Source organism: Variovorax sp. WDL1, from assembly GCF_001541225.1.
In the GTDB taxonomy this organism is placed as follows: Bacteria; Pseudomonadota; Gammaproteobacteria; order Burkholderiales; family Burkholderiaceae_C; genus Variovorax.
Genome location: NZ_LMTS01000123.1, coordinates 1 through 230, shown reverse-complemented (window position 1 = coordinate 230; position 230 = coordinate 1). Strand labels below are relative to the sequence as shown.

At 68.7% G+C, this 230-nt stretch carries 1 protein-coding gene; it reads right to left on the bottom strand.

Annotated elements, in window-relative coordinates; translation table 11 throughout:
- A partial coding sequence (locus APY03_RS16655; protein WP_157103416.1) for an autotransporter outer membrane beta-barrel domain-containing protein occupies positions 1–230 on the bottom strand: 230 nt, incomplete at both ends.

Sequence of the window (230 nt, the reverse complement as noted above, 5' to 3'; positions counted from 1 at the left end):
AGTTGCGCCTGCGGCTGGATCTGCCAGCCCTCGCCGAGCGCGAAGGACTGGCCGAGTTCCAGCGAGGCGCTCAGGCTGCTGGCCTTGCCCTTGGTGCGCAGGTTGGCCTGCGGCTTGACCTCGTAGCGGTGACGCCCGGCCTGCAGCACGCCGTCGACATACAAGCCGCTGGGATCGGTGTAGGTCGCATAGCCGCCCAGGTACTGGCTGCGCAGGTCGTTGCTGCCGAC